The following is a 13893-nucleotide window of genomic DNA, read 5'->3' on the forward strand; positions in this document are numbered from 1 at the left end:
CGGGCAGGATAAACCCCCTGTTCATTCACTCACCTGATAGCGATATGTTTTGCTTATGGTTGTATAAACGGTTGATATCCATTGTCGCCGCCACTATATCGTTGGCTCGTCGCCTGTGGAAGGTGAAGCAACGTGCGACGAATTCCTGGAAGAATTTTATTAGGTAAAGGTGAATATGGGTAAAGCTCTCGTCATCGTTGAGTCCCCGGCAAAAGCCAAAACGATCAATAAGTATCTGGGTAACGACTTCGTGGTGAAATCCAGCGTAGGTCATATCCGCGATTTGCCGACAAGTGGCTCAGCACCTAAAAAGAGCGCGGAGTCTACGTCCGCCAAACCGGCTAAAAAGCCCAAAAAAGATGAGCGCGGTGCGCTTGTCAATCGCATGGGTATTGACCCGTGGCACGGCTGGGATGCCCATTACGAAGTGCTCCCCGGCAAAGAGAAAGTGGTTTCTGAGCTCAAATCTCTGGCTGAAAAAGCTGACCATATCTATCTCGCAACCGACCTTGACCGCGAAGGGGAGGCCATTGCATGGCACCTGCGGGAAGTGATCGGCGGTGATGACTCTCGCTACAGCCGCGTGGTCTTCAACGAAATTACTAAAAATGCGATTCGTCAGGCTTTTGAGAAGCCGGGCGAACTGAATATTGACCGGGTCAATGCTCAACAGGCGCGTCGCTTTATGGACCGCGTGGTGGGATATATGGTCTCGCCACTGCTGTGGAAGAAAATTGCCCGCGGTCTCTCCGCAGGCCGCGTGCAGTCCGTGGCGGTACGCCTGGTGGTAGAACGTGAACGCGAAATTAAAGCGTTTGTGCCGGAAGAGTACTGGGAAATTGACGCCAGCGCCGCTACGCCTGGTGGTGATTCGCTGCCGCTTGCCGTCACCCATGAAGGGGATAAACCTTTCCGTCCGGTTAACCGCGAGCAAACTATGGCGGCGGTCAGCCTGCTGGAGAAAGCTCGCTTTACGGTGGTTGATCGCGAAGATAAGCCGACCAGCAGCAAGCCCGGTGCACCTTTTATTACCTCAACGCTGCAACAGGCGGCGAGTACCCGTCTGGGCTTCGGCGTGAAGAAAACCATGATGATGGCGCAGCGTCTTTACGAAGCGGGCTACATTACCTACATGCGTACCGACTCGACCAATCTCAGTCAGGACGCGGTCAGCATGGTGCGTGGGTACATTGGCGAGACTTTCGGTAAGAAATACCTGCCGGAAAATGCTAATCAGTACGCCAGCAAAGAGAATTCCCAGGAAGCGCATGAGGCGATCCGCCCTTCCGATGTTGCCGTAGAAGCGGACGCGCTCAAAGATATGGAAACTGACGCGCAAAAACTGTATCAGCTGATCTGGCGTCAGTTTGTGGCCTGCCAGATGACGCCCGCACAGTATGATTCCACCACCATTACCGTGGGCGCGGCTGATTATCGTCTGAAAGCGCGCGGTCGCATTCTGCGCTTCGATGGCTGGACGAAGGTGATGCCAGCCCTGCGTAAAGGTGACGAAGACCGGACCCTGCCTGCGGTAAACACCGGCGATGTACTGTCCCTGACTGAACTGACGCCGGCGCAGCACTTCACCAAACCGCCGGCGCGTTTCAGTGAAGCTTCACTGGTTAAAGAGCTGGAAAAACGCGGTATTGGACGTCCGTCTACCTATGCGTCCATTATTTCGACGATTCAGGATCGCGGCTATGTACGTGTAGAAAACCGTCGCTTTTATGCCGAAAAGATGGGTGAAATCGTCACCGACAGACTGGAAGATAACTTCCGCGAGTTGATGAATTACGATTTTACCGCCCAGATGGAAGACCGTCTTGACCAAGTGGCTAACCACGAAGCCGAGTGGAAAAAGGTTCTGGACAGTTTCTTCGGTGATTTTTCTCGCCAGCTCGATCAGGCAGAGAAAGATCCGGAAGAAGGGGGGATGCGCCCGAATCAGATGGTGCTGACCAGCATCGACTGCCCGACCTGTGGCCGTAAGATGGGCATACGTACGGCAAGTACCGGGGTTTTCCTCGGTTGCTCAGGCTATGCGCTGCCGCCGAAAGAGCGCTGCAAGACCACCATTAATCTGGTGCCGGAAAACGAAGTGCTCAACGTCCTTGAAGGTGATGACGCTGAAACTAACGCCCTGCGTGCAAAACGTCGTTGCGGCAAATGCGGTACCGCTATGGACAGCTACCTCATTGATCCTAAGCGTAAACTGCACGTCTGTGGCAACAACCCCACCTGCGACGGCTACGAGATTGAAGAGGGTGAGTTCCGCATCAAAGGCTATGATGGCCCGATCGTTGAGTGTGAAAAATGTGGTTCTGAAATGCACCTGAAGATGGGGCGTTTTGGCAAGTACATGGCCTGTACTAACGATGAATGCAAAAACACGCGTAAGATCCTGCGCAATGGCGAAGTGGCTCCGCCTAAAGAAGATCCGGTGCCATTGCCGGAGCTGCCGTGTGAAAAGTCAGATGCCTATTTTGTCCTGCGTGACGGTGCTGCCGGGGTCTTCCTTGCCGCCAACACGTTCCCTAAATCGCGTGAAACGCGCGCGCCGCAGGTCGAAGAGTTATACCGCTTCCGCGATCGCCTGCCAGAAAAGCTCCGCTATCTGGCCGATGCGCCGCAGCAGGATCCCGAGGGGAACAAGACCATCGTGCGCTTTAGTCGCAAGACGAAACAGCAGTATGTAGCCTCTGAGAAAGAGGGTAAAGCCACGGGGTGGTCCGCCTTCTTTATTGAGGGTAAATGGACTGAAACAAAAAAATAAGCATTAGGTTTTAATAGCTTAAACAAAGGGTCGGATTTCCGACCCTTTTTTATTCATCACTTATTATTTTTGGTTCAAATCTATACATAGAAGATATAAATGATATAGTGGTTATAGTTAACCCACTTTTTATTATGAAATCGTCTTAAGCGATAGGCTGATTGCGCGAATTCGGATGGTCTTTCATGAAACTACAGCAGCTTCGTTATATCGTTGAGGTGGTCAATCACAATCTCAATGTCTCCTCTACCGCCGAAGGCCTTTATACCTCACAACCGGGCATCAGTAAGCAGGTTCGCATGCTGGAAGATGAACTTGGGATCCAGATTTTTGCCCGCAGCGGCAAGCATTTAACCCAGGTGACACCAGCAGGCCAAGAAATTATTCGCATAGCCCGGGAAGTCTTATCAAAAGTTGAAGCCATCAAGTCGGTGGCGGGTGAGCACACCTGGCCGGACAAAGGTTCGCTTTATGTCGCGACGACCCACACGCAGGCGCGTTATGCGCTGCCGAACGTCATCAAAGGATTTATTGAACGCTATCCGCGCGTCTCACTACATATGCATCAGGGTTCCCCGACACAGATCGCTGAAGCTGTCTCCAAAGGCAACGCCGATTTTGCCATTGCAACCGAAGCGCTGCACCTTTATGACGATCTGGTCATGCTCCCGTGCTACCACTGGAATCGTTCAATCGTTGTAACCCCCGATCATCCTCTTGCCTCAAAACAATCGGTCTCCATTGAAGAGCTCGCCCAGTACCCCTTAGTAACCTATACCTTCGGGTTTACAGGGCGCTCAGAACTGGATACCGCCTTTAACCGGGCAGGGCTCTCGCCACGCATTGTCTTCACCGCAACAGACGCCGATGTCATTAAGACCTATGTAAGACTGGGGCTGGGAGTGGGCGTAATTGCCAGCATGGCGGTTGATCCTGTCTCGGATCCAGACCTGGTGAAACTTGACGCGCAGGGCGTGTTCAGTCACAGCACGACGAAAATTGGTTTTCGTCGCAGCACCTTTTTGCGCAGTTATATGTATGATTTTATTCAGCGCTTTGCTCCGCATTTGACCCGCGACGTTGTTGATGCCGCTGTTGCCTTACGGTCTAATGAGGATATTGAAGCCATGTTTAAAGACATTAAGCTTCCCGAGAAATAATCGGCAATAGGGTATCCCTTGCACAGAGGGGGATACCTTTAACGCTTCCCTAAGTGCAATTTTCATTATCCCTCTCTTATTCTCTTTCTTATGTTCCCGCCATGACCGCCCATAAACTGCATAATCCGCACGCTTTTTGCGACAAACATAGAAACTAAATTGTCGCTTCGCAAATTTCCTGGTTCAATAATTTATTTCACGTCAAAAGATTAAATATTTCGTTAAAAACAGTACGTAAATTCACTAGCTTTTCGACTAAAGTTTCTTTAGGATTTGTCTCATCTCATGATTAATCGTACCTATTATTGGTGCCTAAAATGATAAGTGATGTCGATTGTACGAGGTTAGCAATGCCATCAGGAAGTGAAGAGCCACAAAGGGATCCGTCAGTGAAACGCAAAGCCTGGCTGGCGGTGTTTCTGGGCTCAGCCCTGTTCTGGGTGGTGGTGGCTTTCGTTATCTGGAAATTTTGGGGTTAAAATGGCGGTAACCGGTCAGGTAGCACCCGTTAAGCAACTGTGTCAGCGACATGACAAACCGCAACACACCAAACCGCAGAGTGATTCGCCGGTTCCGACGTCGTGGAAACTGACGCCGCAACAAAAAGCTTTTATTGATAGCTTCGCAGAAGACGACGCATCTAAACAATAATTATTCGCGGGAACAGGCAGGCTATTACCCTGTTATTCACGCTTGTACTTATGTACTGTTAAATAAATACACCTCAGCAAATAATGTCCCGCGTTATTACGCGGTGTTGATGAAATACCTTTTCTGGTGTGAACAAATGAATAACCGCTGCTCCCTCAAATACTGGTCGTGGATGAGTGTCTTTTCTGTCTCAGCCTTACTTTGGGGCGAAATTATCTGGATTCTGGCCCGCTAATTAATTGAAAAACCTCGCACATGCGGGGTTTTTTATTTCCCTCCTGCCGGGCGTGATGCGCCTGATGCCCATTGCCTGCTTTGTCGATTTGGGTTGTTATCAAAACGTTACGACATGTTTGTGTTATCTTTAATACAGACCCTAAAAACGATCAGGGTTTCGCTATCCCTGTGAATAAGGAGGAGCATATGTCGTTTACCCTACGCGAAGCCAGTAAGGACACATTGCAGGCTGAGAATAAAACCTATCACTATTACAGCCTGCCGCTGGCCGCTAAGGAACTTGGGGATATTTCACGGCTACCCAAGTCACTGAAAGTTTTACTGGAGAATCTCCTGCGCTGGCAGGACGACGAGTCCGTCACCGAGGAAGATATTCGTGCGCTGGCAGGCTGGATAACCTCAGCCCATGCCGACCGCGAAATTGCTTATCGTCCGGCCCGCGTATTGATGCAGGATTTTACCGGTGTGCCTGCGGTTGTTGACCTTGCCGCAATGCGAGAAGCGGTAAAACGCCTGGGTGGCGACACTGCCAAAGTCAATCCTCTCTCTCCGGTAGACCTGGTTATTGACCACTCCGTGACTGTCGATCATTTCGGTGATGATGACGCTTTCGAAGAGAACGTTCGCCTCGAAATGGAGCGTAATCATGAGCGCTATGTTTTCCTGCGCTGGGGGCAGCAAGCGTTCAGCCGCTTTAGCGTCGTGCCGCCAGGTACCGGGATCTGTCATCAGGTCAATCTGGAGTATCTGGGTAAAGCCGTCTGGAGCGAATTACAGGATAAAGAGTGGGTAGCCTACCCGGACACCCTGGTCGGTACGGACTCTCACACCACCATGATTAACGGCCTGGGTGTGCTGGGCTGGGGCGTGGGCGGTATAGAAGCAGAAGCCGCCATGCTTGGGCAACCCGTATCGATGCTTATTCCGGATGTAGTAGGGTTCAAGCTGACGGGCAAATTGCAGGAAGGGATCACGGCAACCGACCTGGTCCTGACCGTGACGCAAATGCTGCGTAAACACGGCGTGGTGGGTAAATTTGTTGAGTTTTACGGCGACGGGCTGGATTCGCTCCCGCTTGCCGACAGGGCTACGATCGCTAACATGGCGCCAGAGTATGGCGCAACCTGCGGCTTCTTCCCTATTGATGGCGTAACGCTGGAATATATGCGCCTTAGTGGACGCAGCGAAGAGCAGGTTGCCCTCGTGGAAGCCTATGCCAAAGCGCAGGGTATGTGGCGAAACGCGGGGGATGAGCCCGTCTTTACCAGTACGCTCGAACTGAATATGAATGATGTTGAGGCGAGCCTTGCCGGGCCCAAACGTCCCCAGGACCGTGTCGCACTCAGCGATGTGCCACAAGCCTTTGCAGCCAGTTCAGAGCTTGAACTTAACACGGCGCAAAAAGATCGCCAGCCTGTTGAATATGTCCTGAAAGGGCAGAAATACCAGTTGCCTGATGGTGCCGTCGTCATCTCTGCTATCACCTCCTGCACGAATACCTCTAACCCCAGCGTATTAATGGCCGCCGGGCTGTTGGCGAAAAATGCGGTCAAAGCAGGGTTAAAACGGCAGCCCTGGGTGAAAGCGTCCCTCGCGCCGGGATCGAAAGTAGTTTCTGATTATCTGGCACAGGCCAGGTTAACCCCTTATCTGGATGAGCTGGGCTTTAACCTGGTGGGCTATGGCTGTACTACCTGTATTGGTAACTCGGGTCCGCTGCCTGAACCTATCGAACAGGCTATTAAGCAGGGCGATCTCACCGTAGGCGCCGTGCTCTCCGGGAACCGAAACTTTGAAGGTCGAATCCACCCACTGGTAAAAACCAACTGGCTGGCCTCACCGCCGCTGGTGGTGGCTTACGCCCTGGCGGGTAACATGAACATCAATCTGGCGACCGATCCACTGGGTCACGATCGCAAAGGGGATCCTGTTTATCTGAAAGATATCTGGCCCTCCAGCCGGGAGATCGCCCGTGCGGTGGAGCAGGTCTCGACCGATATGTTCCGTAAAGAGTATGCCGAAGTGTTTGAGGGCACCGAGGAGTGGAAATCCATTCAGGTGGATCGTTCAGATACCTACGGCTGGCAAAACGACTCGACCTATATCCGGTTGTCACCTTTCTTTGATGAAATGGAAAAAACACCGGAACCGGTCAAGGATATTCATGGCGCGCGTATTCTGGCGATGCTCGGTGATTCGGTCACAACGGACCATATCTCTCCTGCGGGGAGCATTAAAGCCGACAGCCCGGCGGGCCGCTACCTGCAAAGTCATGGTGTTGAACGGGGCGACTTTAACTCCTACGGCTCGCGCCGCGGGAACCATGAAGTAATGATGCGTGGGACTTTTGCTAACATCCGCATCCGTAACGAAATGGTGCCGGGCGTGGAGGGCGGAATGACGCGTCATCTGCCGGGTGACGAAGTCATCTCCATTTATGACGCTGCGATGCGCTACCAGCAGCAGGGCGTGCCGCTTGCTGTTATTGCCGGTAAAGAATATGGCTCGGGCTCCAGCCGGGACTGGGCTGCGAAAGGGCCGCGTTTGCTGGGCGTGCGGGTAGTCCTTGCTGAATCCTTCGAACGCATCCACCGCTCAAATCTGATTGGTATGGGCATTTTGCCGCTGGAGTTTCCACAGGGGACGACGCGTAAAACCCTGGGGCTGAGCGGTGAAGAGAAACTGGATATTGCCGATCTGAACCAGCTTAAGCCGGGTGCCACTATTCCGGTGACCTTAACGCGCACCGACGGTACGCAAGAGGTACTGGAGTGCCGGTGTCGTATCGATACCTCAACCGAGCTGACCTACTATCAGAATGACGGCATTCTGCACTACGTGATCCGTAATATGTTGCATTAATACGGAGCTGGCCGTGGGAGCACCTCCCACGGCCAGCACGCGCTTACTCGCTCAGTAAATGCCCCATTTTGGCAGCTTTAGTGTCGAGGTAATGGGCGTTTTTGGGGTTGCGTCCGACAATCAAAGGAACCCGCTCCACAATATTTATTCCTGCTTCGGTCAGGATCTCAACCTTACGCGGGTTGTTGGTCAACAGACGAACTTCATCGACACCCAACAGCTTGAACATGTCAGCGCACAGGGTGAAGTCGCGTTCATCGGCGGCGAAGCCAAGCTGATGATTGGCCTCGACGGTATCGTAGCCCTGATCCTGTAGCGCATAGGCGCGTATTTTATTCAGCAGACCGATATTGCGGCCCTCCTGACGATGATAAAGCAGTACACCGCGCCCTTCCTCTGCAATATGCGTGAGGGCCGCTTCGAGCTGAAATCCACAATCGCAACGCAGACTAAAGAGTGCATCACCCGTCAGGCATTCAGAATGGACGCGCGCCAGTACCGGCGTCTGCCCGGAAATATCCCCAAAGACCAGCGCAACGTGATCCTGCCCGGTCGCCAGTTCTTCAAAACCCACCATCAGGAAATCGCCCCACGGGGTCGGCAGTTTGGCTTCTGCCACGCGTTTAAGCTGCATGTGATTCTCCAGATTATATTGGCCATTGTTAGTCGGGCCTTATGTATTCCGCTATTTTGCCACAATGCGCTTTACATCACTAATGACCAGCAGATACATCACGGAATAAACGCACAAACATGGCAGTTACACCGAAAATGTTATTTTTCGGTTATGATTGTGATAGATACGAAAGGAGAAACAATGCGGGCTATAGCGAAGCGCACCATGGTCGGTGCGGGAATATTGATGGTGATGCCAGCGCTGGTCTGGATGGTGGGCTGGAACTGGCAACCCGGTTCGAATGTTACCTTTCTCAGAGCATCGTACTGGATAACCGAGACGGTGACCCAACCCTGGGGCATTATTACCCACGTCATTCTGTGTGGCTGGTTTCTCTGGTGCTTACGTTTTCGACTCAAAGCCGCGCTGGTGCTTTTTGTCATCCTCGGGAGCGCCATTCTGGCCGGGCAGGGGGTAAAATCCTGGGTGAAAGATCGTGTGCAGGAGCCGCGTCCCTTCGTCGTCTGGCTGGAGAGCGCCCATAATATTAAGGCGACTGAATTTTACAGTCTGAAACGCAAGGAGCGTGGCCACCTGGTGAAAGCGCAACTGGCCGATGAGCAGCAGGTTCCGGTTTTTTTGCGTAAGCACTGGCAAAAAGAAACCGGTTTTGCTTTCCCCTCCGGTCACACTATGTTTGCTGCCAGTTGGGCGCTGCTGGGGGTAGGACTCCTCTGGCCCCGTCGCCGAACCTGGACGATTGCGCTATTACTCGTCTGGGCGACGGCCGTGATGGGTAGCCGTCTGGTGCTGGGCATGCACTGGCCGCGCGATCTTATCGTCGCTACGCTTATCTCGGGGTTACTGGTGACGATTGCCACCTGGCTTGCACAAAAACTATGTGGTCCGCTCGCGCCGCCAGTGGAAGAACGACAGGAAATAGCTGAAAGGGAGCAGGAGAGTTGAAAACTGGTAAAAAGCCCCTAAATCACCCTGAGGCATCACGCATTTCCGTTTCGCACCAGGCGCTAAAATGGTAATTTATAAGGCTGGATGCAGCCGGTTGAACAGAATTTACTCGCTCACAACCACATAACGGGAAGTAATGTGAAATATTTACTCATTTTCTTACTGGTCCTGGCGATCTTCGTCGTCTCTGTCACGCTGGGTGCCCAAAACGATCAGCTGGTGACCTTCAATTATCTGCTCGCTCAGGGTGAATATCGGATCTCCACCTTGCTGGCCGTGCTTTTCGCTGCGGGCTTTGCCATAGGCTGGCTGATATGTGGTCTGTTCTGGTTGCGCGTGCGTGTCTCTCTGGCGCGTGCTGAACGCAAAATTAAACGACTGGAGCAAAAAATTGCCCCGGTGGCTGATGTCCCGGCGCATTCCGGTACCGCCGTGGTGAAGGAATAACCGTCTATGTTGGAGTTGTTATTTCTGCTGCTACCGGTTGCCGCGGCGTATGGCTGGTATATGGGGCGCAGAAATGCTCAACAAACAAAGCAGGATGAGGCTAACCGGCTTTCACGTGATTACGTGGCCGGGGTTAACCTGCTGCTGAGTAACCAACAGGATAAAGCCGTCGACCTGTTCCTCGATATGCTTAAAGAGGACACCGGCACAGTTGAAGCCCACCTGACCCTGGGTAATCTTTTTCGCTCCCGTGGGGAAGTTGACCGAGCCATTCGTATCCACCAGACCCTGATGGAGAGCGCCTCGCTCACCTACGATCAGCGTCTTCTTGCCGTACAACAGCTGGGTCGCGATTACATGGCCGCCGGTATGTATGACCGCGCAGAAGACATGTTTAACCAGTTGACCGACGAGACCGATTTTCGCATCGGCGCTTTGCAACAGCTGTTGCAAATCTATCAGGCGACCAGCGAATGGCAGAAAGCGATTGATGTCGCTGAAAGACTGGTCAAACTGGGCAAAGACAAACAGCGTGGCGAAATCGCCCACTTCTACTGCGAGCTGGCGCTGCAGCAGATAGGTAATGAAGAACTTGATCGTGCCATGGCATTACTGAAAAAGGGGGCGGCAGCAGACCGTGACAGCCCTCGCGTCTCGATCATGATGGGGCGTGTGCATATGGCAAAGGGTGAGTACGCGAAAGCCGTCGAGTCCTTGCTTCGCGTCATTGATCAGGATAAAGAGCTCGTCAGCGAAACTCTGGAAATGCTGCAGGTCTGCTACCAGCAACTTGGTAAGCATGATGAGTGGGCTGCGTTTCTTCAGCGTTGCGTCGAGGAGAACACCGGCGCAACGGCAGATTTAATGCTGGCGGAAATTATGGAGCAACGTGAAGGCCCGGATTCGGCCCAGGGATACGTGACGCGCCAGCTTCAGCGTCATCCGACGATGCGGGTCTTCCATAAGTTAATGGACTACCACCTCAACGAGGCAGAAGAAGGGCGCGCAAAAGAGAGCCTGATGGTGCTGCGTGAGATGGTCGGTGAACAAATCCGCAGTAAGCCGCGCTACCGGTGTCATAAATGTGGTTTTACCGCCTATACCATGTACTGGCATTGCCCCTCCTGCCGTGCGTGGTCCACCGTTAAACCTATCCGCGGCTTAGATGGTCAGTAAGCAAAAAAACGCCTGATTAGTTACAACATACTTTTCACTCTGATGACTTAAAGGCCGCTCCTCTGCGCAGAAGGTCTGGCAGGGCGTAATGCACTGTCAATTACGCCCTCCCGCAGGTAGAATGCTCGCCGTTTATTCATTGCGCCTGAGCGGGTGCCCTTATCTCAGAAGGTCTCTCCATGACGACTACAGCTTCATCTGTTTCCCGCGCTAAAACGACCTCACCGGTTGTGGTTGCCCTTGATTACGATAACCGTAATAACGCCCTGGCTTTTGTTGACCGCATCGATCCTCGTGACTGTCGGCTTAAAGTCGGTAAAGAGATGTTCACCCTCTTCGGGCCGGATATGGTGCGCGAGTTGCAGCAGCGCGGCTTCGATGTCTTTCTTGATCTCAAGTTCCACGATATTCCTAATACCACGGCCCATGCGGTGAAAGCTGCTGCTGACCTTGGTGTGTGGATGGTCAACGTCCATGCTTCCGGCGGTGCCCGGATGATGACAGCGGCAAAAGAAGCGCTCGTCTCCTTTGGAAACGATGCGCCATTACTGATTGCCGTGACGGTCCTGACCAGCATGGAAGCGGTAGATCTGGAAGGTTTAGGCATTAAAACCACACCGGCTGAACATGCTGAACGTCTTGCCGGGCTCACTCAGCAGTGTGGTCTTGACGGGGTAGTCTGTTCTGCGCAAGAAGCAGTGCGCTTTAAAGAGGCCTTTGGTCAGCCATTTAAGCTGGTGACGCCGGGTATCCGACCTGCAGGAAGTGCGGCAGGCGATCAGCGTCGTATCATGACGCCTGAACAGGCGCAGGCGGCTGGCGTTGACTTTATGGTCATTGGTCGCCCGGTGACGCAGTCCGCCGACCCTGCGCAGACATTACGCGACATCAACGCCTCGCTGCTAAGGAATGCATGATGAACGACAACAACAGTCGTCTGGTCTATTCAACAGAATCCGGGCGAATTGCGGAAGAAAAAAAACCGGCCGAACGCCCAAAAGGTGATGGCGTTGTCCGTCTGCAGCGCCAGACCAGCGGTCGAAAAGGCAAAGGGGTTTGTCTGATAACCGGCATTGATGCCGATGACGCTGCCCTGAATGCGCTGGCCGCTGAGCTCAAGAAAAAGTGCGGCTGCGGCGGGGCTGTTAAAGACGGTGTGATTGAGATCCAGGGCGACAAGCGCGACTTACTGAAAACGTTGCTCGAAGCAAAAGGCATGAAGGTTAAGCTTGCGGGGGGATAACACCAACCCGGCGGTATAAAAAAAGGGTGACGCATTAGCGTTACCCTTTTTCAGTCAGTGCTCAGGTCTTGAAACAAAGTTCATAAAAAGAGGGAAATCCTTCAAAAGGATTATTTACCCACCTGGTGACCAACGATACCACCTACTGCTGCACCGCCCAGGGTGCCCAGCGTACTACCGTCAGTTAAAACAGCACCACCCAGCGCACCAGCACCAGCGCCGATGGCGGTGTTGCGATCACGCTTAGACCAGTGCCCGCACGCACTCAGAGACATTGCCAGGGTAATGGCCAGCATAGCTGTCGCGACTTTTTTACTTGATAACATCATCATACTTTCTCCTGAATGAGTGATTCACGGAAAAGTGTTCTCTTAAAGTATAGCCATTATGGGCAGACAGTAAGACTTTCCGTAAAACCTTGTTGCGCAGGTGTTACTAAAATCACGGGTGTGACAGTCACTTCCTGTTATCTCGCTACATACAATTTTACGTTTGAACCCGCGAAGCGGCAGGGTAAAAAGTCTTAATTGAAACGTCGGAATAATCTCAGATATGAAGGGGATAGCCCGCTATAGCGGGCCTTCTCACTTAAGCAGAAATGGGGCACTCAACGAGACTGACGATCAGTCCTGATTGTTGCAATTGTGTATGCGCTTCGGCAGGAAGTCGCTCATCCGTGATGACGCGGTTAAATGCTTTGCCTGCACCGAGTGTGTACGGGTGCACCACGCCAAATTTAGAACTGTCGGTCAGCACAATGGCTTCACAGCCTTTCTCCAGCACGGCATTCACAACATCGGTGCGCATCATATCGCGACCCGTGAAACCCGTATCCGCCTGCCAGCCATCAATCCCGATGAACGCCTTACTGAAGTGCACCTGCTGGACAAACTGACGCGTCAACGGGCCGACCATACTTTCACTTTTCTTTTGATAGATTCCGCCAAGCAGGATTACGTCGCACTGGGAGTCTTTTAAAAGATGGGCGATGTAGCTGCTTACCGTAATGATGGTGACATCACGTTGCTCACCCAGGCGGCGGGCAAGTAAGGCATTACAACTGCCATTTTCAATAAATACGGTTTCGCCTTCGCTCACCAGTGAGGCGGCAAAATCAGCCAGCTGGCGCTTCACCGTGTAGTTATTCATCATTCGCGTTTCGACGTCATCGCTGTCCAGAGGAACGGCATAGCCATGCGTACGTCGCAAATAACTCTCTTTTTCAAGTGCATTCAGATCCTGGCGAATGGTGACTTCGGACACACCGGTCATTTTTGCCAACTCTGTTACGCTCATTCGCCCTTTATCAATGACCGTCTGAAGAATACGTTGTTGTCGGGAATTCATAGGCACTACTTATAGTTTTTGTAGAATCAGGATGGAAGAAGATCGTATCGCTTTGCAGCTTTACACAGGCGTTAACGACAAAGAAATGGCTACACCTCCCAGGGGGTTCCGCGCAACCTGCTGGCGTTTTCCTGACCGGCGTTTTCACACTGCTGCAATTCCGCTTTCAGGATCTCCAGGTTACGAATGGCGGATTGATGATCCCCGGCAACAAGAATATCCAGCACGATATCAATCCGACTGGTCAGTTGCTTTACGTCGATGTCAGCCATAACTTCACCTTTATATTTGAAAAGTAACAAAATGAATGATGCAGAAAAGAGTGTAAAAAGAGAAGCGGAAAAACGAAATCTCAAAATATTATAAGTACAGATTATATATTCATTAACTTACATTCTGCCCTGATTGCCCC

The 13893-nt window shown here is 52.3% G+C and carries 15 protein-coding genes; 11 read left to right on the top strand and 4 right to left on the bottom strand.

Annotation, left to right across the window (positions count from 1 at the left end):
- Positions 1 to 175 precede the first annotated feature (175 nt).
- The 6 genes from topA to acnA all read left to right on the top strand — a co-directional run bounded on the left by topA (position 176) and on the right by acnA (position 7683).
- Positions 176 to 2773 carry a type I DNA topoisomerase gene (gene topA / locus M1D91_RS10430; RefSeq protein ID WP_437430520.1) on the top strand — a complete coding sequence of 866 codons (2598 nt, stop codon included), beginning with the start codon at positions 176 to 178 and terminating at the stop codon, positions 2771 to 2773.
- 185 nt (positions 2774 to 2958) lie between these two features.
- Positions 2959 to 3933 carry an HTH-type transcriptional regulator CysB gene (cysB, locus tag M1D91_RS10435; protein WP_437430521.1) on the top strand — a complete coding sequence of 325 codons (975 nt, stop codon included), beginning with the start codon at positions 2959 to 2961 and terminating at the stop codon, positions 3931 to 3933.
- 317 nt (positions 3934 to 4250) lie between these two features.
- The gene (locus tag M1D91_RS10440; protein ID WP_437430522.1) at positions 4251 to 4412 is read left to right on the top strand and encodes a YmiA family putative membrane protein; all 162 of its coding nucleotides are present in this window, start codon (positions 4251 to 4253) and stop codon (positions 4410 to 4412) included.
- Between the two features lies 1 nt (position 4413).
- On the top strand, positions 4414 to 4584 hold the full coding sequence (locus tag M1D91_RS10445) for a hypothetical protein (RefSeq protein WP_437430523.1): 171 nt from the start codon (positions 4414 to 4416) through the stop codon (positions 4582 to 4584).
- Positions 4585 to 4720: 136 nt separating this feature from the next.
- Entirely contained in the window at positions 4721 to 4819 is a 99-nt protein-coding gene (ymiC, locus tag M1D91_RS10450; protein WP_437430524.1) for a small membrane protein YmiC, read from the top strand.
- Positions 4820 to 5007: 188 nt separating this feature from the next.
- Positions 5008 to 7683: an aconitate hydratase AcnA gene (gene acnA, locus M1D91_RS10455; protein ID WP_437430525.1), complete on the top strand. Its 2676-nt coding sequence runs from the start codon at positions 5008 to 5010 to the stop codon at positions 7681 to 7683.
- A 43-nt stretch (positions 7684 to 7726) separates the two neighbouring features.
- On the opposite strand, the gene ribA is transcribed toward acnA, so the two are convergent.
- The gene (ribA, locus tag M1D91_RS10460) at positions 7727 to 8317 is read right to left on the bottom strand and encodes a GTP cyclohydrolase II (protein ID WP_437430526.1); all 591 of its coding nucleotides are present in this window, start codon (positions 8315 to 8317) and stop codon (positions 7727 to 7729) included.
- 183 nt (positions 8318 to 8500) lie between these two features.
- Here ribA and pgpB point away from each other — a divergent pair, with 183 nt between their 5' ends.
- The 5 genes from pgpB to yciH all read left to right on the top strand — a co-directional run bounded on the left by pgpB (position 8501) and on the right by yciH (position 12134).
- Positions 8501 to 9265, top strand: coding sequence for a phosphatidylglycerophosphatase B (pgpB, locus tag M1D91_RS10465; RefSeq protein WP_437430527.1), 765 nt, complete (start codon positions 8501 to 8503; stop codon positions 9263 to 9265).
- A 141-nt stretch (positions 9266 to 9406) separates the two neighbouring features.
- Positions 9407 to 9715 (top strand): LapA family protein, encoded by a 309-nt coding sequence (locus M1D91_RS10470; protein ID WP_437430528.1) that lies wholly within the window; start codon positions 9407 to 9409, stop codon positions 9713 to 9715.
- A gap of 6 nt (positions 9716 to 9721) precedes the next feature.
- Positions 9722 to 10891, top strand: coding sequence for a lipopolysaccharide assembly protein LapB (gene lapB / locus M1D91_RS10475; protein ID WP_437430529.1), 1170 nt, complete (start codon positions 9722 to 9724; stop codon positions 10889 to 10891).
- A gap of 179 nt (positions 10892 to 11070) precedes the next feature.
- Entirely contained in the window at positions 11071 to 11808 is a 738-nt protein-coding gene (pyrF, locus tag M1D91_RS10480) for an orotidine-5'-phosphate decarboxylase (RefSeq protein ID WP_437430530.1), read from the top strand.
- On the top strand, positions 11808 to 12134 hold the full coding sequence (gene yciH, locus M1D91_RS10485) for a stress response translation initiation inhibitor YciH (protein WP_437430558.1): 327 nt from the start codon (positions 11808 to 11810) through the stop codon (positions 12132 to 12134). Before pyrF ends, yciH begins: the two co-directional genes overlap by 1 nt.
- 110 nt (positions 12135 to 12244) lie before the next feature.
- Here yciH and osmB read toward each other — a convergent pair whose 3' ends face one another.
- From osmB to yciZ, 3 genes are all read right to left on the bottom strand, one after another.
- Positions 12245 to 12463 carry an osmotically-inducible lipoprotein OsmB gene (gene osmB, locus M1D91_RS10490; protein WP_437430559.1) on the bottom strand — a complete coding sequence of 73 codons (219 nt, stop codon included), beginning with the start codon at positions 12461 to 12463 and terminating at the stop codon, positions 12245 to 12247.
- A 259-nt stretch (positions 12464 to 12722) separates the two neighbouring features.
- Positions 12723 to 13481 (bottom strand): DNA-binding transcriptional regulator YciT, encoded by a 759-nt coding sequence (gene yciT, locus M1D91_RS10495; RefSeq protein ID WP_437430531.1) that lies wholly within the window; start codon positions 13479 to 13481, stop codon positions 12723 to 12725.
- Positions 13482 to 13570: 89 nt separating this feature from the next.
- Positions 13571 to 13753: a protein YciZ/DeoL gene (yciZ, locus tag M1D91_RS10500; RefSeq protein WP_437430532.1), complete on the bottom strand. Its 183-nt coding sequence runs from the start codon at positions 13751 to 13753 to the stop codon at positions 13571 to 13573.
- Positions 13754 to 13893 lie beyond the last annotated feature (140 nt).

It is taken from the genome of Enterobacter sp. SA197, from assembly GCF_054131575.1.